Here is a 16,472-nt window from a genome sequence, read left to right as displayed (position 1 = left end):
TCCGGCCGCGCTCCTCGCCCCCAGGCCCCCGGGCCCCCGGGGGCTGCTCGCCGACGGCTGTCTCACCGACCGGCGTCGTTTCCTCCAGCGGCCGTGTCAGTCGCAGCCGCCCCGTTCCCCGGCGGCCTTCGCGCCGCGTGCGCCGGACCGGACAGGGCCTGCACCTGCGCGTACGTAGGCCCCTGACCGGCCACCGGGCGGCGGCCCGCCCGGATGTCCGCCGCTGCCTCCGTCGCCGCGCCGAGTGCCGTCCGGAACAGCAGCGAGCCGAGGCTCACCCGGCGCACACCCAGGTCTCCGAGCTGGGGGACCGTGGGACCGGACGGTGTGTAGAGAATGTTGAGTGGTGTCGCGAGCCGCTTCACCAGGGCGGCGATCACGGCCGGATCGGCCAGCCCCGGCACGAACACACCGTCCGCACCGGCCTGTTCATACGCGTGGAGCCGGTGCGCCGTCTCCTCCCCCGCCCGGCCGCCGCCCAGCCAGTACGTGTCCGTGCGGGCGTTGACGAAGAGGTCCGGTACGGCAGCCTTCACCGCCGCGACCTTCGCCGCGTGCAGGGCCACCGGAGCGAGGGTGCCGTCGTGGCGGCCGTCCTCCAGGTTGATGCCGACCGCCCCGGCGTCCGCCAGCTCGCGGGCCAGTCCGGCCACCTCGTCGGGGTCGTCGCTGAACCCGGACTCGGCGTCCACGGAGAGCAGGTACGGGCCCGGCCCGAGCCGCCGGGCCAGCAGCAGCGTCTCCGCCCGGGTCGCTCCCGCACCGTCCGGCAGTCCCGCCGCGGCCGCCACGCCGAGGCTGGTCGTGCCGATGGCCGGGAAGCCCTGCGCGGCGAGGACGGACGCCGAGGCGTGGTCCCACGCGTTGGGGATCAGGAAAGGCGAGGCGCCCGCGCGGTGCAGGTCGGCGAAGGGGGCGAAGGCGGCGGCGGGAGTGGTCGCCAGGGCATCGGGCGTTACGGCAGCGGGCGCCATGGCGTCCGACGTCATTGCGTCGGACGTCGCGCCTTCGCGCGCCATGGCACCGGGCGTCATGGCTTTGGGCGTCACAGCTTCGGGCGTCATGGCTTCGGGCTCCTGGTCGGGCCGTTCGCTCCCAGATCCCCCACGGAGTCCGCGTAGTACACCGACTCCTCCAGGTGGAAGGCGAGTTGGCGGAACGTCCACCCCTTTCCGGGCGAACGGTCGAGCTGGTCCGGCGTCAGGGCGTCCAGACGGTTCACCCAGATCCTGGCCAGTCGGGTGAGCCGGCTGCGCGCCTCGTCGAGGTCGGCCCCGGTGAACGGGGCAAGGTCCGCCGCGGTGGTGGTCGCCGAGGCATGCCAGTGGTCGGGCTGCGTCTCCTCGCCTGCGAGCCGGGCCTCCATCTCCGCGAGGTGGTCGACCATGTGGTCGGCGACGCGGCGGATCGCCTTGTGCGGGGTGTAGACGCGGTCACCGGCGGCGATGGGCCGGCCGTCCCAGGCGGTCCAGGTCGCGGCGAGGGCCAGGACGTGGTCGACCATGGCCGCCAGAATCCGCGCGGGGTCGCGGGCATCGGTCACCGGGACGTCGTCGAGCACATCGAGTACGTCGGGGGCGTCACAGGCATCGCGGACGTCACTGACGTCATAGGCGTCACGTGCGTCACAGGCGTCGTCGAGTGCGCCGGGGGCATCAGTCACCGGAGCGCCATCAAGCGCACCGCGCACGTCGCCGGCGTCGGCCGCCGAAGCGCCGTCAAGCACGCCGGGCACATCGGGGGCATCAGGCACGTCACGTACCTCTCCACGCACCTCGCCACCTACCTCGCCCGCGTCTACGACCGCCTCGGGCATGTCGGCCACCGCCTCGGGTTCGTGCTTCGATTCCGTCATGGCTCGACGCTAAGTCCAGAACGCTTCGGCCCCCGCCGAACCGTTCCGGCCCCGCCTCGGCCCGGGTCGACGTGTCCGCGTCCTGCACGTACCTCGCCGCCGGTGGGCGCTCAGCGCAGTTCCTCCGGGCACGGTGTGCCGGGTGACAGCTGGTAGGGCGCGGCCAGCCGGTACACGCCCGGCCGCGGCGCGAGCAGCTCCGTCCACTCGTCGCCGTCCGCGTCCTCCTCGACCTTGATCAGGCAGCCGTTGGTGTTGACGAAGGTCCGGGGGGTGTTCTCGTCCTCCCGCCGCTTGGACTCCTCGGTCTCCTGCGGCCGCTCGACGCTCTTGCCCTTCTCGTCGACCAGGGCGAGCCAGCGCGAGTACGGGATACGGATCAGGATCCGGCCGGGCTTCTTCACATGGATGGTCAGCTCGCCCGCACCCGCCCGGTCCACCGTGGCCGGCGGATCGGCCATCGGTATCGGGCCGTCGACCTCGAAGAGCCGCCAGTTCGCGTCGGACCAGACCAGCTTCAGATACGGCAGCCCGTCGTCGATCAGCTCCGCCTCCTGCACCGCGCCGGTGGAGTCCGGTGTCCCCCTGGGCAGCACCACGTAGTGCACCGCCCAGCGGTCGAGCCATTCGCGGTAGTTGGCGCTGTTCAGCGTGTCGTCGTAGAAGAGCGGATTGCGCTCCATGTCCGCCTGCCGGTTCCAGCCACGGGCCAGGTTGACGTACGGCGCGAGCGCGGACGCCTCGCGGTGGCTGCTCGCGGGCACGACCTCGACCCGGCCGCGCTCCGCGCCGACGTGCTGGAGCTCATTGACCAGCGGGGCCAGCTCACGCGTCCAGGAGGCGGCGGGGGCGGTACGGACGATGTCGTCGACGCCCTTGAAGCCGATCCAGAAGTTCAGCCCGACGAAGGCGAGGATCAGCGCGTACCAGCGCCGGGAGCGCGGCTTCGTGTACGGCAGCGCGGCGAGCAGCACCACACCGGCGAACAGCATCGCCATCCGGGTGACGTTCGAGCCGATCTGCGAGTCGATCACGTAGGTCAGCAGCGTCCCGACGCCGTACACGGCGGCCGCGGTACGGACCGTCTTCCAGTCGCGCGGTACGAGGACGAAGGCGAGGACCGCGAAGAGGAACGGCAGCGACAGCGTCGCGATCGACATCGGCTGCGTGCCGGAGAACGGGAACAGCCACGCGGACAGCGCCACGACCGCGACCGGGGCCAGCCCCAGCGCGTACGCGCCGGGGCGCCGCTTGTTCAGGAAGAGCGCGGCGGCGACCACGCCCAGGAACAGTCCGGCCACGGGGCTGCTCGCCGTCGCGAGCCCGGCGAGCGGGGCGGCGACGGCCGCCTTCGCCCAGCGCTTGTACCGCCACCGGTGCGGCCAGCAGAACACCGCGGCCACCGCGCCCACCGCGAACATCATGCCGAGCCCGAACGTCACCCGCCCGGACAGCGCGTTGCACAGGTACGCGAAGGCCCCGGCGAGCGAGCAGGCGAGCGGATTGCGGACGGCCCGGACCCGGACCAGGATCAGCGCGGTCAGCGCCGCCGACACGGTCCCGGCGACCATCATCGTCGTACGCACGCCGAGCACCGACATCAGATACGGCGACACGACGCTGTACGAGACGGGGTGCATGCCCCCGTACCAGGCGAGGTTGTACGCGGTACCGGGGTGCCGGCCGACGAACTCGGCCCAGGCGTCCTGGGCCGCGAGGTCGCCGCCGCTGTTCGCGAAGAAGAAGAACCAGAGCACGTGGGTGACCGCGGCGACCATGGTCGTCAGCAGGACCGGGTGGCGGCGGCAGAGTTCCTTGAAGCGGCCGAACCGGTCGCTGCCGCCCGGCGTGGGAACCCGTGCAGAGCCCTCGGCCGAGTCCGTACGGGCTGTACTGGGCTTCGCCCGTGTGGGCTCAGCAGTGGTCACTGCGACTCTCCCAGTCCTCGCCCGGACGTGTCGGAACCGACGATTTACTGCACGGGCCTCATTGCCGGAAGACGCGTTCCGGGGTCCACACGTTGCTTCCGGGACGCTAGCACGCGGCCTTTTTCTCTGTCCGGAAAGGTTCCTTGAAGTGGGATGTCCCCCGCAGTGACCTGCAAGAACGTTCCAGATCATCAGCTCGCGAACGACTGTGGAATCCCCCTGCACAGACGGCGCCATGTTCGGCAGCGACGAGTCGTGGACGAGCGGAGGGAGCCACTGCGGCTGACCGATCGTCCGGCCGACAAGCCGACCAGCCGACCGCTTCCCCGGAACGCCTGTGCCCCGCAGCGCGTGTGTCGCACTGCGGGGCACAGGTCTTCAGCACTTCAGTCGATCGGCCGGACCGACGGGCCGACGGGCCGACGGGCCGGATCAACCGATTCGGGTCAGTTTCTGGTCAAAGCTCGGAGCCTTCAGATCCTGCTGGAGCGCCACCGGCGCGCTGACCTTGCCGGGCCCCGTGCCCACGGTCACCACACCCACCTCGGCGCCTGCCGCCGCGCTGTGCGGGATCTGCTTGCCGTTGTCCGACATGGTCAGCTCGACCTGGAGGCCCGACCAGCCCTTCGCCTTCAGATCGCGGGTCGCGACCACCGGTGTCCGGCCGCCGAGTCCGTCGTCGACGTACCCGACCACGTCCCCCTTCTTCACGACCGTGGCCGAGGTGACGGCCTTCTGCGCGCGCTTGATCAGCTTGAGGCTGTTGTCCAGCGACATCTTGAGGCTGTCGTACGGCTGGCCGGTGCCTGCCTGCTGGCCCATGACAGCGCCGTAGATCCAGAGCTTCTTCCCGTCGACGACGGTGTTCGCGGACCAGAGCAGGTTGCCGCCGGCCGGAGTGGACGAGCCGGTCTTGATGCCGCTCACACCCGGCTCCAGCAGGATGGTGTTGTTGTTGTAGATCGTCTGGTCGATCCCCGGAATCTGGATCTGAGGGGTGTCGACGATCTCCCGGAACACCTCGTTCTGCATGACCGCCCTGGCCAGCTTGAGCTGGTCCTCGGCGGTGGAGACGGTCGTCTTCTCCAGGCCGCTCGGGTCCGTGTACGTGGTGTCGTTCATACCGAGGTCCTTGGCGGCGTCGTTCATCTTCGTGACGAACTCAGCCTCGGACGGGGCGTCCCAGCGGGCGAACAGGCGCGCGGCGTTGTTCCCCGAGGGGATCATCAGCAGCTGAAGCAGCTGCTTCTGGGTGAACTGCTGGCCCTTCGTGATCGGCGCCGTCGACTCGTCCTCACGCTTGGACTCGTCCTCCGCCCGCTGGTCGACGGTGATCTTCTCGCCCTGCTCCTTGCCGGTGAGGGGGTGGTCCTTGAGGACCACGTACGCCGTCATGACCTTGGCGACGCTGGCGATGGGCGCGGGCTTCTGCGCCCCTGCGCTACCCATCGAACCGACACCGTCCACACTCACCGCCGACTGCCCCTGCGCCGGCCAGGCGAGGTCCAGCTTGTCGCCCTTGAAGGTGTACGCCGACTGCGCCGACAAGCCGAGCCGGGGGTCCGGAAGCGGGCGCACCATCTGCACGATCGCAAAGATGATCAGCAGAAGCAGGACCAGCGGGGTCCAGATCTTGACCCGGCGGACGGCGGTGCGGACCGGCGTCTGGGGCGGCGGGGGCGTGTTCGTCAGCTCGGCGAGCAGGTCGAGCGGCGGCTTGGGCGGCATCGGCTGCTGCGTGGTCCGCTCGGCGCCGGGCGTGGGAGCGGGGGGCCGCACGCCGGGTGTCGAGGCGGCGGCTGCCGGCGTCTCGGGCTTGCGCGGTGCGGGCGCCGGTGCGGGCGCCGAAGCCGGTGCCGGTGCCGGTCGCACGTCGTCGCCGCGCAGGGGTACGAACTTGCTGGTCTGCTCAGCTGCGGACTCGGGCTTCGACCCCGAATCGGGCTTCGGTACGGGCGGAGTGATCTTCAGCGCGGTCGTCGGCTGGTCGATCTTGTCCGCTGCGGGCGCCCTGAAAACTGCGGTCGGCTGGTCGACTCCGCGCTTGTCCTCGGCAGCGACGGCCTCGTCCGCATCGCCCGCCTCGGCGTCGGCGTCGGCCTCGGCCTCGGCCTCGGCAGACTCCTTGGCGTCGGCTTCGGCGTCTTTCGCGTCCTCGGCAGCAGAGACCTTCTCGTGCGCCCCCGAGACCCGGGCTTCGTCGGAGACCTCGTCGGAGGCGTCGTCGGAGGCGTCGTCGGACACCTCGTCCGCGCCGCCGCCGCCGTCATCGCTGTCGGCATCGCTCGACGCGACCGCCTCGGACGCACCGGACGCACCGGCCTCCGCCGTGGCGTCGGTGTCCGTGTCGGACGAAGCCGCACTCCCGGACGCCTCGGACGCCTCGGCCTTCACACCGTCACCCTTCGGGCTCTCGCCGCCCTTGCCGCCCTTGCCGTCCTCGTCGTCGTCCTTCGACGCCCACGCGGCGACCGCCGCACGCAGCCGCGCATCGCCTTCCCCGGGCGCTCCGGCATCGACGGACTCGGCGCCGTCCGCACCCTCGGTGCCCTCGGAGCCTTCGGAGACCCCGGAGGACTCGACGGACTCCCCGGCATGCCCCTCGGCGGGCTCGGTAGCGGGCCCAGTGGCCTCAGAGGCCCCCTCCGCGCTCTCGGCGTCCCTCGCCGCCCCCTCGGAGCCCTCAGCGGCCGAGGAGGCCGAGGAGGCCGAGGAACCCTCCTGGGCGCCGGATTCACCGGAGCCCTCGCCACGCTCACTGTCCTTGCCGTCGATGTCGTCGACGCCGTCCATGCCGCCCTTGCCGTCCTCGGACGGCCGCGCACGGAAAACGGCGGTCGCCCTATCGGCCTCGCCGTTCCCGCCGTTCCCGCCACTCTCGCCTGCGCCGGTCAGCCCCGGCTCCGTACGGAAAACAGCCGTCGCCGTGTCCGTCCCGCCGCCGGTCCCGGCCTCGGCGGACGGTTCACGGAAGACGGCGAGCCGCGGATCGCTCTCACTCCGAGCCGTCCCCGACGGCTTCTGCTGCTTCGACTTGTCGGGGGACTTGCCCGCCACCGGTGCCTCCTCCATGCGGCGCGGGGACATCCCCGCGCTGTCCGAACCATCTACCAGTGTCCTGTGTGAACCACCGGCCCGGCTGCTAGACGAGAACGACATACCTACTGGTTCCCATACAAAGCACCCAGGCACCCTCGACAGACCAATGTGAGAGGGGTCACCCTGTCATTCATCCACGCGGGGAGGCATGGATGGGCAGGAGCCGCAGAACAATTCCGGAGGAGCTTCTGCTGCTCGCTCTGGACCCGGCCACGGGTACCACAGCGCAGCCGCAGTCGCTCGACCTCGGCCTCGCCGGAGCTCAGCTAGTGGAGCTGGCTCTGGCAGGACGGATAGCCCCTGACGGGGATCGTATCGCCGTGGTGATGCCACGGCCGACAGGAGATCCGACTCTGGACTCCGCACTGGAACTGCTGCGCCGACGCGGCAGCCCGGTTCGGGCGGTCCACTGGATCGGCGGACCCCGGCTGGGGCTGCGTCAGATCTATCTCGCCCATCTGGAGCGGTGCGGCATGGTGCATGCCGTGGCGGGCCAGATGTGCGGTGTGCTGCCGACAACTCGCTACCAGGCGACGGACACGGCAATCAGCCGGGACATCAGAGCCAGGCTGGACAGTGCGATCCGCACCGGCGTACCGCCGGACCCGCGGACCGCGGCGCTCGCCGCGCTGGCCCACGCGGTCGGACTCGGCAAGCACCTGTATCCCGGGAACGAGGGGCGTTCATCGCGCTCCAGGCTCCGGGACCTGATCAGACACGACCCGATGGGCGGACTCGTGGCGCACGCCGTGATGGACGTCCAGAACGGCGCGGTCGCACAGCCGCGCCGCAATCAGGCGGCCGGAGTGCCGTTGCAACCGCAAGTGCAGTCGCGCCGCGGCAGCATGGCGCAGAGCGCGGCCCACTAGGACCGCACCCGCCGCCACGCGCACCGCAGCACCGCAGCACCGCAGCACCAACCGAATACCACCGCACCGTCGTCCCCAAGACCCGGTTCGGGAGCCGCACCAAGCGCGGGGCAGCCGGAATCATGGCTGCCCCGCGCGCCTGCGTGTGGCCATTTCCCAGCGCGGCCGGGGTCAGGGGTGGCAATCTGCTCAGCAGTAGATACGCACAGCTACATAGCCGGAGGTGCCGTTTCCGTGCCGTCCAACGTCAATCCCACCGTCAGGCGACGCCGGTTGGGCCAGGAATTGCGCCGACTGCGCGAGCTCAAGGGCATGACGGCCGAGGAGGTCGCGGAGCGACTGCTGGTCTCGCAGTCGAAGATCAGCCGCCTCGAAAACGGCCGCCGCTCCATCAGCCAGCGCGATGTACGCGACCTCTGCGGAGTGTACGAGGTCGAGGACCACCGGATCGTCGACTCACTCATGCAGATGGCCAAGGACTCGCGCCAGCAGGGCTGGTGGCACGCCTTCGGCGACATCCCGTACAGCGTCTACATCGGTCTGGAGACCGACGCCGAGTCGCTGCGGGTGTACGAACCCCAGGTGGTCCCGGGCCTGCTGCAGACCCGTGGTTACGCCGAGGCGCTGATCAACGGCGCGCTCCCGGAGGCCCCGCCGAGCGACATCGACAAGCGCGTCAGCGTCCGGGCCCGCCGCCAGGACCGCATCACCGCCCAGGAGCATCCGCTGCGGCTGTGGGCGGTGATCGACGAGTCCGCGCTGCGTCGGATGGTCGGCGGCAAGCAGGTGATGATCGAGCAGTTGGAGCAACTGGTCGAGCTGTCGCACCTGCCTCATGTGACGGTGCAGGTGCTGCCGTTCGACATGGGTGCGCACCCCGGCATCAACGGGCAGTACGCCATTCTGGAATTCCCGGACGCCGCGGACTCCAGTGTCGTCTATATCGAGGGCGTCACCAGCGACCTCTATCTGGAGAAGGCGAATGACGTGCAGCGGTACAGCGTCATGTACGAACACCTGCGGGCACAGGCGTTGAATGTGGAGCAGACCCGGCACTTCATCGGCGAGATCGCGAAGGACTACGCCGGGCGCTCGGGCACGTAAATCCGGACGGCCCGCAAAGTCCGGTACGCGGGAGATCAGGCGGTATTACGGGAGAGGCGGCGGTAAGATACACCGTTCTTCGCACGCAGGGGAAGGACCTGGTGGTATATACCATCCGGTCGAGTGAACGCCCCCTTCGCTCACGGGACTTGGCGAGTAGCGTCGATCACGCCAACCAGAACGCTGTTGGCGTCCTTACACGACTCTCTGAACCGGAGTGAACATGGCCATTCGTCAGGGTGCTACGGACAAGTGGACGAAGTCCTCGTATTCCGGGGGCAACGGCGCCTGCGTCGAAGTCAAGTCCCCTCTCGCACGGGCAATCGCCGTACGCGACTCGAAGGCCCCCGAGGGCCCTTCGATCACGTTCGTCCCCGCCGCGTGGAACGCTTTCGTGCGTGACGTCGGCACGGGTGCCGTCGACGCCTGATCGGCGCTTTCCACCGTTCGCATCGCAGCACCGATGTTCCCGTGCTGCCGGTAGCCCTCTCGACCGGTCCGCCGTCCTGGCCGAGGGGGCTCGATGCCCGTCGGGGGACCCGGCGCCTGTCCGGGAACCCGATGCTCGTCCGGGGGCCGACGCGCGACCCGGGGGCCCGAAGCGCACCCCGGGGGGCCCGACGCGCGACCGGGCACTCAGCGCAGCCGGTCGACGTGGAGGTCGGTGCCGGGCACGGTCGGGATGAACGGCGCGACCAACTCCACCCGCCCCAGCCCGGATTCCGCGACCTCCGCGTCGAGCCCGGTGAAGTGCCCGGCCCAGCAGTCCCGCGGGTCCTCCTGGAGGAACCACAGCAGGGTCAGCCGGGTGTCGACACCCTCGACCTGCTTCACGTAGCTCATCCGGTCGCCCGGCAGCGGCGTGGGACGGAAGACGGTCACCATCGCCGCCGGTGAGCCGCCCAGCCGCTTCGGCAGGTGCCGCGAGCGCAGCCACTCCAGCAACTCGGCTCGCTGCCCCGCCCCTTCGGCGTCGATCACCTGGAGGACCAGCCCGCGGTACGGATGGTCGAGCGCGTGGAAGTCCCGGGGCCCCGCGGCACCGTCCCGGTAGACCGTCGCCTCATGGTCCTGGAACGACGTGAACACATGGGTGCGGTCCTGGTAGACCCGGCCGTCCCGGTTCAGCCGCTTGTTGATCCCGACGGTCCACTTCATGTGGTCGTCGTAGCGCCCCTCCGTCACCCAGTACGTCGACAGGTAGCAGCCGGCGCCGACCGGCTGCGCCACCGCGGACTTCTCCGGGTAGCGCAGTTCCCGCAACTCCCGGGTCGCGACCCAGCGGCGTCCCGCGAACATCCAGGGCATCGCCATCGCGCCCGCGTAGTAGTGGTCGTCCTCGTACCAGCGGTTGTACGCGTACTCATGACCCGGGTGCGGTTCGACCATGGTGATCAGCGCGTGGCCGGGGTGGACCCCGTACGGTCCCAGCGCGGCCAGTTCGGCGTAGGTGTCGCTCCGCGTCCCGCCACTCCGCGCCCCGTCGTTCCGAGTCCCGTCGTTCCGAGTCCCGCCACTCCTTGCCCCGTCGCCCCGTATCTCGTCGCTCATGCCGTTCCCCTTCCGTACTCCGCAGCGGCGTCCTACTCTGACGCCCCGTCAGGAGAACTGCCAGAGCCGGGAGGCCGCCGATGTTGCTCGCGGGGAAGACCGTCATCGTGTCCGGGGTGGGGGCCGGGCTCGGGCATCAGGTCGCGGCGACGGTCGTACGGGACGGCGGCAACGCGGTGCTCGGGGCGCGTACCGCGGCGAATCTCGCCAAGTCGGCCGCGGAGATCGACCCGGAGGGCCGGCACACCGCCCATCTGGCCACCGACATCACGGACGAGGCGCAGTGCGAAGCGCTCGCCGCGCTGGCGCTGGAGCGGTTCGGACGGATCGACGCGGTGGTCCATGTCGCCGCCTGGGACAGCTACTTCGGCGGGATCGAGGACGCCGACTTCACCACCTGGCAGTCGGTCGTCGACGTCAACCTGCTCGGCACCCTGCGGATGACCCGCGCCTGCCTGCCCGGCCTCAAGGAGCGGGGCGGCTCGGTGGTCGTCATCGGTACGCAGTCCTCGGTGGCCGCGCCGTCCCAGGTGCGGCAGGCGGCGTACGCGGCGTCGAAGGGGGCACTCACCTCGGCGATGTACTCCATGGCGCGGGAGTTCGGCCCGTACCGGATCCGGGTGAACACGGTGCTGCCCGGCTGGATGTGGGGGCCGCCGGTGCAGGCGTACGTGCAGTTCACGGCGGGCTCCGAGAGCGTGCCCGAGGCCGAGGTGCTCGGCAGGCTCACCGAGCGCATGGCGCTTCCGGACCTCGCCACGGACGGCGATGTGGCCGAGGCCGTCGTGTTCCTGGCCTCGGACCGGGCGCGGGCGATCACCGGGCAGTCCCTCCTGGTGAACGCCGGCGAGCTGATGCGGTAGGACCGCTTCGCGGTACCACCCCTCCTCCCACCTCGTCCCCGCCTCGCCCCCCTCCTCGCCCTCTCCTCAACGGCCGCGCGGGACCCGCATCCCGTGCGGCCCTTCTGTGCCCCTCGGGCCCTTCCGCTCCCGTCGGGCGCTTTCGTGCTCCTCGGGTACTTTCGCGCCCCTCGGGCACTTCCGTGCTCCTCGGGTCCTTCCGACGCTCTGCACAGCCTGACGAAGTGCCCGCTCATCGTGTGGTTGCCGTCATGTTCGCGACAACGCACCTGTGAGTCAAGAACGAGTAAATTCGTTCTACTTACTGATCCACGTTCACATCCCTGATCGCGAAAAACCTTGACCGAGGAGCTGGACAGGCGGTTCAATCCCCGAAGTCCCCGCTCCCGCACGGGGAACCGCTGAGCGGCCGTACCGACGAAGTGCGTACCCGTTCACAAGGCGGACCCCAGGAGGGGGCACATGAACAGTCTCGACTGGGTCGTGCTCATCGGCTACTTCGGCGTGATGATCGCGATCGGGCTCTGGTCCCACAAGCGTGTGGACAACGTCAGCGACTTCTTCACGGCCGGCGGCAAGATGCCGTGGTGGCTGTCCGGCATCTCGCACCACATGTCCGGCTACAGCGCGGTGATGTTCACCGGTTACGCCGGTATCGCGTACCAGTACGGCGTCACCTCCTTCGTCACCTGGTCGCTGCCGATCGCCATCGGCATCGGCATCGGTGCCCAGCTCTTCGCACCCCGGCTCAACCGGCTGCGTTCGCGGCTGCACGTCGCGTCCCCGCTCGAATACCTGAAGAACCGCTACAACATCCAGACCCAGCAGGCGCTCGCCTGGTCCGGTCTGCTGCTGAAGATCGTTGACGTCGGTGCCAAGTGGGCGGCCATCGCCACCCTCCTCTCCGTCTTCACCGGTATCTCGATCACTCAGGGCATCTTCATCACCGGCTGCATCACCGCCGTCTACTGCACGGTCGGCGGACTCTGGGCGGACGCGCTCACAGAGCTGGGGCAGTTCGTCATCCAGCTCTTCGCCGGGGTGGCGATGCTCGTCACCGCCATGGCGAAGCTCGACGGTTTCAGCACCCTGTGGACGGTCTGGGACAAGCTGCCCGAAGGCCACACCGATCCGACGGCCGGCCCGTACACCGTGACCTTCCTGCTGGCGTATCTCTTCATCAAGACCTTCGAGTACAACGGCGGCATGTGGAACCAGGCGCAGCGCTACATGGCCACGGAGTCCGCCGCCGCGGCGAAGCGTTCGGCCCGGCTCTCCGCCGTTCTGTGGCTGGTCTGGCCCACCGTCCTGTTCTTCCCGATGTGGTGCGCCCCGCTGCTGGTCCACGCGGAGAAGCCGGACGCCTCGGACAGCTACGCCCTGATGACCGAACAGCTGCTGCCACACGGCCTGCTGGGCCTGGTCGTCGTCGGCTTCTTCTCGCACACGATGGCCATGTGCTCCTCGGACGCCAACGCCATCTCCGCGGTCTTCACCCGGGACATCGCCCCGGTCTTCTCCAAGGCGGCGCGCGACTGGAGCAGCCGGGCCGGGCTACTGGCGGCACGGTTGTCCACGCTCGGCTTCCTCGGTCTGTCGATGGCGCTGGCCACCCAGATCAACTCGCCGACGTTCAAGGACATCATCTCCGTCGTCATCAAGTGGGTCGCCGGCCTGATGGGCCCGATCGCGATCCCGTTCATGCTGGGTCTGCTGCGCAGATTCCACCGGTCGGGACCGACGGCGGCGCTCACCAGCTGGGCGGCGGGGCTGCTGGCGTTCTACTTCACCAACTACAACCTCGACGGTTCGGTGAAGACGGACGTCGCGCTCCAGTACCAGGTGGCGCTGCCGCTGGCGATCTCGCTGGTCCTCTACATCGTGATCGGCTTCATCAAGCCGGAGGACACCCCGGAGCGCGACGCGGTCATCGAGAAGATCAACACGGATGGTGACGGTGACGGCAGCGGCGACGGCTCGGATGCCGGGGCGACGGTTCCGGCCCAGGCCGGCCCCGGGGACACCGCGGTCGCGGGGGCGTGAAGGACTGACGCCCACGGCTGTACGGGGAGGGGTGGGGTGCGGGCACGGACACGGCGGCGTCCGTACCCCCGCTCCCCCTGCTGTCCCCTGTGCGAGGTCTCAGCCGCGCGGATAGCGGGCCAGCCAGCCCGGCGCGACGGCCGACGGGCTGTGCAGAGCGGGGCCCTGGGTCATCTCCATCGCGAAGTCGTCGGCGAGTTCGAGGAGAGTGGCCCGGCCCTCCAACTCCGCAAGCCAGGCCGGTGGGAGCGCGGTCTCGCCGTGCAACGCGCCGAGCAGCGCCCCGCACAGGGACCCGGTGGCCGCGGAGGGCCCGCCGTGATTCACGGCCAGCCGCAGCCCGTGCCGTATGTCCTCGCCGACGAGGGCGCAGTACACGGCGACGGCCAGGACCTCCTCGGCCGCGTCCGTGGCGCCCAGCGACTCGATCAGGGCCGGTCCCGGGATGCCCTGGCGCACGGTACCGAGGGCCTGCTTCAGCGCCTCGGTGACCGGTTCGTGCCCCGGGCGCTCGGCGAGCAGGGCCAGGGCGTGCTGGACGGAACCGTCCAGGGTCTCGCTGCGGGCCAGCCCGTGCACGATGACGGCCAGGGCGCCCGCGGAGAGCAGCGCGGCGGGGTGGCCGTGGGTCTGGGCGGCGCATTCGACGGCGAGTTGGAGGACGAGCTGCGGCTCCCAGCCGACGAGCAGCCCGAACGGCGCGGACCGGGTGAGGGCCGCCGAGTCCCGTGCGGTGGGGTTCTTCGGCTGGTCGAGGGTGCCCATGGTGGCGTCCCCGAGCCCGGTGAGGCATTCGCGGGTGGGGGCGCGGCGGGCGTAGAGCCACTCCTGCTGAGCGAGCCAGCCGTTGTCCTTGCGTCGCTCGTCGGGCCCCCAGTCGTGCTGGGTGGCCGCCCAGCGGAGGTGGGCCCGGTGCACATCGGTGGGCGGGTGCCAGGCGCCGGTGTCGCGCCGGACCTGTGCGCGGATCAGCCCGTCGACGGTGAACATACCGAGCTGGGTGACGGCGGTGACGGTGCCGCGTCCGCCGTGCGCGGGCACGAAGTCGGTGACGGCGTCGGCGCCGTGGGCCGCCCGGATCTCTTCGAGCGTGAGTCCGTCGACCCCCGCCCCGAGCGCGTCACCGATGGCCCCGCCCAGCAGAGCGCCACGCACCCGGCTACGGAAGTCCTGCTGCTCGGCACGGCCCCAGACAGCTGTGGTCCCTGTACCCACCGTGCCCCTCCCCCGTCGACCGCCCGCCCGCCTGCCCGCCTGCGACTGCGCAGCACTGTAATCGAACAGGGACCGTCGGTTGAGGGTGCGGAATCGAGTACGCGTGGGTATGTGGACGGACGTCCCGCAGGTCGTTTTTGACCGGTCGGGGACAAGCCGGAGGCATCTGACGACACTCCGCATTTCCTAGGCGCTCTATGGTGCCCCTAAGGCAACAGACCCACATCGGCGTCACCGTAGGCGTCTACGACCGCGTCCGACTCCAACGAGACGTCATCGGCACCCTCGGCACAGTCCTCGACGGTCCGGCCGGCCGCGAGCCGGCCCGCAACGACGGCAACGACCCACCGCTCTGCGGTGCCACCGTGCGCCATACATTTCCGTCACCCACCTCGGAGGCCCGCCAGGACGCACCTGGCGGGCCTCTGGTTTGCTGTCGCCATCACTCAGCGAGGTCGCCGTGAGGCGTCTACTCCGCGGAGCAGTTCGATCAGGTCTTCGTATTAGGCGAAGCCGAATCGATTGACCTGGAGGCGCTCTCTGTCCTGGATTTCCAGGCACTGACGATCAGGTGCATCTCTCTCACAGGCAGGGCAGGATTGGTGGCCGCGGCGGCTGCCACCAACGGATCGGAGTCGTGCACAAGTGCGACGACGTACTGCACCGCAGTGCCGGGGTTACGCGCGCATCGGTAGCGGACATTCCTGTTGTCGTCCCGGCACAAGGCGGCGAGCAACGAAGGTGGACAGTGGTGGTTCCGGGCCATGGCCGCCCGGACATGGCCGGCTGAGTCGTCTCGGAACCTTTCCAGGAGATGGGGCGGGCAGTGTGGCGAGCGTGCCACCTGCGACCGCACCCACGGATCCGAGGAGGCCGCGTACGCCTGCAGGGTTGCAGCGCCCACTCGCAAGGTACTCAGTGCCGCCCGGCGGACTTCCAAGTCGTTGTGGAAGGCCATACGGTCGAGGGTTCCCGTGTCGCACGCCGGGTTCCTCGCCATCGGCAGGAGCACGGCTGCGTCACTCCACCGAGCATCGGCCAGATGGTCGAGTACCTGCGGGTGGACCGCAGTTGCCGCAATATCCGCTGCCGGAAGCCCTTCCTCGTACACGCGGTCGATGACGTCGCTGGGCGCGGAAGCATTGGCGAGTAGAGCGAGCCTGACCTCGCGGGACGTGTCCCCGGCCAAACGCCTGGCCAGAACCGCTGGCAGGGCTGCATTCCGGGCAAGGCGGGCGCGGATCTCCACCGAAGAGCTCTCCGCCAAGCGCTCTGCAACGGTCTCCGGAAGCGCTCCGTTGACGCTCATCCCGAGCAGCACGGCCGTATCGCCGACCACAAGAGCCCTGTCGAGCATGCCGAACGACAGCGCGGTGTTACCCGCGCCTGCCCGGCGCACCTCGTCGTCGGTGTCTTCACAGAGCATCCGCAGCACATCGGAGTCGATCTCGGGTCGTCGTGCCACCGCAGCCCTTACCTCGGGTCGGGGACTCCGAGCCAGCACCGCGACCCGCCACCCGGGAAGCATCCCGCTTGCGGCGGAGACGGGATCCACCGTCTCCGCCCCAAGCCGGTCGCGGAGCAGACGCTGCGACAGACTGTCCAGGGTGTTACGGCGCAGCGCTGCGGTCCACACTCCGCGTCCGCCCCGCGTGATGACCACGCGGAGCAGACTCGGCGGCAGCGCCCGGTTCGCCAGCAGCCCCTGAAGCAGCGGGTCGACAGCCTGGAATCCGCCGTGGTTCATTCTTCCCTCGCCTAACCGCTCATCCCTAGTCCGTCCAGGAGCGGCCGACAGTAGTCGTCACACGGTGCCACAGGTGTAATGGCTCCTCGTCGACCGCGAATCGTCGCCGACTCGAATCGGGCTCCGCTGAGATCCTCCATACTGCGACCGTCCTCCAATGCCTGGTTGATGCAGCCGATCTCCCCGCAGCCGCCGTGA

The 16,472-nt window shown here is 69.9% G+C and carries 12 protein-coding genes; 5 read left to right on the top strand and 7 right to left on the bottom strand.

Annotated features, from left to right (window positions below):
• Positions 1-62: 62 nt before the first annotated feature.
• The 4 genes from ACIOMQ_RS25590 to ACIOMQ_RS25575 form a co-directional block, all read right to left on the bottom strand.
• A complete protein-coding gene (locus ACIOMQ_RS25590; RefSeq protein ID WP_402190488.1) occupies positions 63-1,064 on the bottom strand; it encodes an isocitrate lyase/phosphoenolpyruvate mutase family protein in 1,002 nt (333 codons plus the stop codon).
• Positions 1,061-1,504: a hypothetical protein gene (locus ACIOMQ_RS25585; protein WP_362199986.1), complete on the bottom strand. Its 444-nt coding sequence runs from the start codon at positions 1,502-1,504 to the stop codon at positions 1,061-1,063. Before ACIOMQ_RS25585 ends, ACIOMQ_RS25590 begins: the two co-directional genes overlap by 4 nt.
• Before the next feature lie 461 nt (positions 1,505-1,965).
• Complete coding sequence (locus ACIOMQ_RS25580; RefSeq protein WP_401266297.1) at positions 1,966-3,783, bottom strand: MFS transporter; 1,818 nt, start codon at positions 3,781-3,783, stop codon at positions 1,966-1,968.
• Positions 3,784-4,215: 432 nt separating this feature from the next.
• The gene (locus ACIOMQ_RS25575; RefSeq protein WP_402190484.1) at positions 4,216-6,870 is read right to left on the bottom strand and encodes a D-alanyl-D-alanine carboxypeptidase family protein; all 2,655 of its coding nucleotides are present in this window, start codon (positions 6,868-6,870) and stop codon (positions 4,216-4,218) included.
• A gap of 164 nt (positions 6,871-7,034) precedes the next feature.
• Here ACIOMQ_RS25575 and ACIOMQ_RS25570 point away from each other — a divergent pair, with 164 nt between their 5' ends.
• From ACIOMQ_RS25570 to ACIOMQ_RS25560, 3 genes are all read left to right on the top strand, one after another.
• Positions 7,035-7,751, top strand: coding sequence for a GPP34 family phosphoprotein (locus tag ACIOMQ_RS25570; protein ID WP_362199520.1), 717 nt, complete (start codon positions 7,035-7,037; stop codon positions 7,749-7,751).
• A 234-nt stretch (positions 7,752-7,985) separates the two neighbouring features.
• A complete protein-coding gene (locus ACIOMQ_RS25565; RefSeq protein ID WP_362199517.1) occupies positions 7,986-8,855 on the top strand; it encodes a helix-turn-helix transcriptional regulator in 870 nt (289 codons plus the stop codon).
• A 223-nt stretch (positions 8,856-9,078) separates the two neighbouring features.
• On the top strand, positions 9,079-9,285 hold the full coding sequence (locus ACIOMQ_RS25560; RefSeq protein ID WP_362199514.1) for a DUF397 domain-containing protein: 207 nt from the start codon (positions 9,079-9,081) through the stop codon (positions 9,283-9,285).
• A gap of 206 nt (positions 9,286-9,491) precedes the next feature.
• On the opposite strand, the gene ACIOMQ_RS25555 is transcribed toward ACIOMQ_RS25560, so the two are convergent.
• The gene (locus ACIOMQ_RS25555) at positions 9,492-10,406 is read right to left on the bottom strand and encodes a hypothetical protein (protein ID WP_401757866.1); all 915 of its coding nucleotides are present in this window, start codon (positions 10,404-10,406) and stop codon (positions 9,492-9,494) included.
• Between the two features lie 80 nt (positions 10,407-10,486).
• Here ACIOMQ_RS25555 and ACIOMQ_RS25550 point away from each other — a divergent pair, with 80 nt between their 5' ends.
• The gene (locus tag ACIOMQ_RS25550; RefSeq protein WP_401987067.1) at positions 10,487-11,269 is read left to right on the top strand and encodes an SDR family oxidoreductase; all 783 of its coding nucleotides are present in this window, start codon (positions 10,487-10,489) and stop codon (positions 11,267-11,269) included.
• A gap of 462 nt (positions 11,270-11,731) precedes the next feature.
• Positions 11,732-13,312, top strand: coding sequence for a sodium:solute symporter family protein (locus tag ACIOMQ_RS25545; RefSeq protein ID WP_401943419.1), 1,581 nt, complete (start codon positions 11,732-11,734; stop codon positions 13,310-13,312).
• 99 nt (positions 13,313-13,411) lie between these two features.
• Here the strand turns inward: ACIOMQ_RS25545 and ACIOMQ_RS25540 are convergent, their stop codons facing one another.
• Together ACIOMQ_RS25540 and ACIOMQ_RS25535 are read right to left on the bottom strand one after the other, a co-directional pair.
• On the bottom strand, positions 13,412-14,527 hold the full coding sequence (locus ACIOMQ_RS25540; protein ID WP_362199502.1) for an ADP-ribosylglycohydrolase family protein: 1,116 nt from the start codon (positions 14,525-14,527) through the stop codon (positions 13,412-13,414).
• 490 nt (positions 14,528-15,017) lie between these two features.
• Positions 15,018-16,274 (bottom strand): hypothetical protein, encoded by a 1,257-nt coding sequence (locus ACIOMQ_RS25535; RefSeq protein ID WP_401266280.1) that lies wholly within the window; start codon positions 16,272-16,274, stop codon positions 15,018-15,020.
• Between the last annotated feature and the right edge of the window lie 198 nt (positions 16,275-16,472).

This window comes from Streptomyces sp. NPDC087845 (genome assembly GCF_044742755.1).
Lineage (GTDB): Bacteria > Actinomycetota > Actinomycetes > Streptomycetales > Streptomycetaceae > Streptomyces.
The sequence above is the reverse complement of the archived record's forward strand: the minus strand, read 5'-3'. Positions and strand labels throughout refer to the sequence as shown.